This window comes from Nostoc cf. edaphicum LEGE 07299 (genome assembly GCF_015207245.1).
Classification (GTDB): domain Bacteria; phylum Cyanobacteriota; class Cyanobacteriia; order Cyanobacteriales; family Nostocaceae; genus Nostoc; species Nostoc edaphicum_B.
Genome location: NZ_JADEXF010000614.1, coordinates 1 through 3,725 on the forward strand (window position 1 = coordinate 1; position 3,725 = coordinate 3,725).

The 3,725-nt window shown below is 43.1% G+C and carries 5 protein-coding genes; 3 read left to right on the forward strand and 2 right to left on the reverse strand.

From position 1 onward, the window contains the following. Positions 1-526 (reverse strand): FAD-dependent oxidoreductase (locus tag IQ229_RS17760; RefSeq protein WP_194045974.1); only part of this gene is annotated, 526 nt, incomplete at its 3' end. Positions 527-801: 275 nt separating this feature from the next. On the opposite strand from IQ229_RS17760, the gene IQ229_RS17765 reads away from it, so the two are divergent. Together IQ229_RS17765 and IQ229_RS17770 are read left to right on the forward strand one after the other, a co-directional pair. Next, positions 802-1,155 carry a four-helix bundle copper-binding protein gene (locus IQ229_RS17765; RefSeq protein WP_162398321.1) on the forward strand — a complete coding sequence of 118 codons (354 nt, stop codon included), beginning with the start codon at positions 802-804 and terminating at the stop codon, positions 1,153-1,155. A gap of 337 nt (positions 1,156-1,492) precedes the next feature. After that, positions 1,493-1,771: a hypothetical protein gene (locus IQ229_RS17770; protein WP_228013533.1), complete on the forward strand. Its 279-nt coding sequence runs from the start codon at positions 1,493-1,495 to the stop codon at positions 1,769-1,771. Here IQ229_RS17770 and IQ229_RS17775 read toward each other — a convergent pair. Further along, positions 1,768-2,853 (reverse strand): tyrosine-type recombinase/integrase, encoded by a 1,086-nt coding sequence (locus IQ229_RS17775; protein ID WP_162398322.1) that lies wholly within the window; start codon positions 2,851-2,853, stop codon positions 1,768-1,770. The two genes, IQ229_RS17770 and IQ229_RS17775, sit on opposite strands and share 4 nt — an antisense overlap. 284 nt (positions 2,854-3,137) lie before the next feature. Between IQ229_RS17775 and IQ229_RS17780 the strand changes: the two genes are divergently transcribed. Next, the coding region (locus tag IQ229_RS17780) for a hypothetical protein (protein WP_194045976.1) at positions 3,138-3,725 on the forward strand (588 nt) is incomplete at its 3' end.

The following is a 3,725-nucleotide window of genomic DNA, read 5'->3' on the forward strand; positions in this document are numbered from 1 at the left end:
GGTCACTACCAATAATCGCAATATGCTCCGGTTGCTGCTTGATTTCAAACATCTGACGTGTAGTAATAGCATATTCAATTCCTGGAATTTCGGGTTTTACAGCTTCTCCACCTACAGCAATCAAGATTTTATTGGCAGTAATCTGGTGTCCCCCAACATCCAAAGTATGAGAATCTAAAAATCTTGTCTCTCCGTAAATTAGGCTTACCCCTGCTTCTTGAAGATGCTGAATATGTAATTTATTCAGATGTTGGATCGCTCGGTCTTTAGCTGTCATAAATTTATGCCAGTCAATGCGGTCACTCACTTTATCCCAACCATATTCGTCAGCATCTTCAAAAACATGGGAAAAACTAGCAGCATATGCCATTAGTTTCTCTGGAATACAGCCATGAATTACACATGTGCCACCTACCTGGTCGCGTTCGGAAATTAACACACGAGCACCATGAGCAGCAGATTGTCTAGCGGCAGCAACACCTCCTGGCCCTGCGCCAATTACAAAGAGGTCATAATCAAAGCTCATAAATTATTAATTCAGTTTCTAAGACACTATATTTCCCTATATTTTTAGCTTTCCACACAGTGATGAAATTAATATGAAATCCTAGAAATTTTAATTAAAAAATAGTTATGCATATTCAAATGAAATCAGCATGAAATTTCCTTATGTCATTAGTAATAAATATTTCTTGTACCATTAGGTAGACGCAAGCATATTAGTTATTTTTTAATCTGAGAGCGCAGAGGCATAAATACTGTCTCATGTGAAATTTACGACTTTAAATCGGAGGTATAATTATGACGACAGCTCAATCTCACCAATCCTTACTTGAAACTTGCATAGAGGCTTGCTTTGATTGCCTACGCGATTGCGAAAACTGTGCTGATGCCTGCTTAAGTGGCAATATGGTACAGATGATGGCTCAATGTATCAAGCTGTGCCGAGACTGTGCTGATACTTGCGCTCTGTGTGCCCGTTTTATGTCTCGCAATTCGCCTCTTCATGCTCAGATGTGCGGAGTCTGTGCTGAAGCTTGCGATCGCTGTGCCAGTGAATGTGAAAAACACGACAGCGACCACTGCAAACGCTGTGCTGCATCTTGCCGTCGCTGCGCCGAGTCTTGTCGCCAAATGGCTACAGCTATGGCGTAAGTATCTGTAATCGCTGACTGCTGGATTGCAAAATAATTAGAACATATACTACACCATGTATTACGAAGCCAAGTTATGCCAATCATCCACGTAATACATGGAATTCCTCAGAACCACTACCGACGAGTATTACATGGTATGAGCAGGAGATAGAGAAGCGATTAGCCCAGCTACGCCCGTGAGTAGGATTGGAACAGGAATGGAATGTATGGCATTCAGCCATCACATCTCACTTTTTTGAAACGAAGGCAAAAAATATGTAGCTTTAGCCCAAGAGATTGGCGTAACCGAAAACTCAATAGCAAAGTGGAAAAAAAGATGGACATCTTGTACCATCTTGTCAGAAACCCAGGAGTCTGCGATCGCAAAAGCTAACGAGGTATTAGGTGTAAACGTAGGCAGACCTAAGAAGTGCAAAAGTACAGAAGCGAGCAAAATCGTCGAAATCAGCGAATGGAGCAAGAACCGAAAACCCAGTCGTTCAAAGCACCATTACCACACGCAAGTTGCTGAAGAAGCAAAGAGCAGGGGGTTGCCAGCACTATCGCTTAAACAAACATCCCCGAACACGATCGCCAAAAGTGGACAAGACCCGAAAAATAGGTCTTTCAATTAAAATCTCGGCAGCACTGTACCCGTGCCCGCACCCTTCTTGGAACGAACATACGTCTTTGTCGTATCTGTTTTACTATGCCCCAACTGGTCTTGCACTTCAAACAGCGGTTTACTATCCACAGCCCTGGATGCGTGAGAATGCCGCAACCAGTGACACGAGAATTTTACCTTTGCAACCTCAGAAATATCTTGAATCACCCGCTTAATCGCCCTATCGCTCAACGGCAACCCTCTTTTTGCTGGGTCAGGCGACACATTTGGAAAAACTGGTGCGCTATCACGAGCCGTACCTCGATATTTTTTGAAAACGAGCGAAGTGTCGTGGTCTAACCCTATCTCGCGGTACTTCCCACCCTTTCCTCGAAACTTAATTGTATAGTATCCCCGCTGTCTATCCTCCGGTATGGGGTCGGGATACCACTGAAAGTTATGCCAATATAAACCCGAATAATCCTCTCTAGGTTTAAGAGGTTCATCACTTGGAACCGTCACTCTACCAACCTCACCAACACGCATCCCGCTGTAAAAAAGCAAACAAAATACCAGCCAGTGAATTCCTCCTAAATCCTTAGCAGCCGAAGCCAACTTTGCCATCTCCCAGTCTTCAAGATATCGGTCGGCTTTAGGTAAATTGCTGAAATTTTCGTAAGAAATCGTACTTGCAATATTCCGTAAAAAATAACCAATACTCTCCCCACTACCGTAACTCCACAAGGAACGCAGCATCAAAATGTGGTTAGATTTGGTATAAGGGGAAACCTCACCCCAACTATTAATAAAATCGAGTAACTTTGGCTGCTGCACTAATCGTAAATCTGGTATACCTTCAGAGAGTACCCATCTGAGTAATTTTTGACCGAAGCTATAGTATTTACGCTTAGTTTGTTCGCGGTTCTGCGACCCAGCCCAAGCCAAAATTAACTCATGATCATTACTAACAGCAGGAGTACGGTAGTAGTATCGCCTAATAATTTCCTCAACCATTTCAGGAGTCACCTGCTGACTAGTAGCTTTAATTACACTCTGTTGATGGTTGGGAGAAAGAATTTCTACAGAATTAACACCAGTATCAGCAGCGTCCATATAAAAAAATAGGTTACTTCCCGATAAACACCTAACTTCCTGGAAGTCCATTTTCAGGAAGCTTTTATATTTTACGACAACGCAGTGGATATACTGCCGGCACTCTTCGTTAATAATTCCAAAAGCCTGCACAAAAGTAGCAAGATCCTTTCTAGGGTGAAAGACCCAAAACACGGCGGACGATTCCCGAACGGGTTTGTGCTTGAATCACCAATCCCTGATATGTTGATAGCATTGCTATCTACTTGATATCGATAGCTGTTGCTATCAATTGCGATATCACTATGTCTGACGAGAACAAACCCAGCGAGATGATCCGCGTACCCACTCCCCTGATTCCAGCAGTTAGGGAGTTATCCCGGCTGCACCGACAAGGACGAACAAGCGAGTTGCTTCACTCTTTGGATGAATTAATACTGGCGTTGGACAGTAACAGTAGAAGCGCCAACCCTACTTCCCAAACGATATTAGCTATTTGCGAACGACTGGATAAGCTGGAATCACAGAACTTCGGTGAATCTCATAGCAACGAAACTGGAGCAATCCATAATCTCGCCGATTTAGAACAAAAAATTGAGGGGATAACAGCCCGAATGACACAGTTTACTGAGGCGATTATTAAAATTCAAAACTATCTCAACAACCAACCAAGACGGGCTAATAAATCGTACAACAACAATTCATCCTTCAAAGGGCAAACTCCGCGAATTCAACCATTAACCGAAGAAGGTTTAGCTTCAAGACTTGGTGTAAATGTAGAAACTATACGCGAGCAACGAAATAAGCTGCACCCACCGCTTTTTGTGGCATGGTGCAAGGGCAAGGATAAATCGGGTATGGGGTGGGAATTTAACGAAAATACGGGATTATAT

Bases quoted from the DNA above. Each gene is read 5' to 3' on its own strand.
- IQ229_RS17775 (WP_162398322.1), bottom strand. From the start codon at position 2,853: ATGGACGCTGCTGATACTGGTGTTAATTCTGTAGAAATTCTTTCTCCC.
- IQ229_RS17765 (WP_162398321.1), top strand. From the start codon at position 802: ATGACGACAGCTCAATCTCACCAATCCTTACTTGAAACTTGCATAGAG.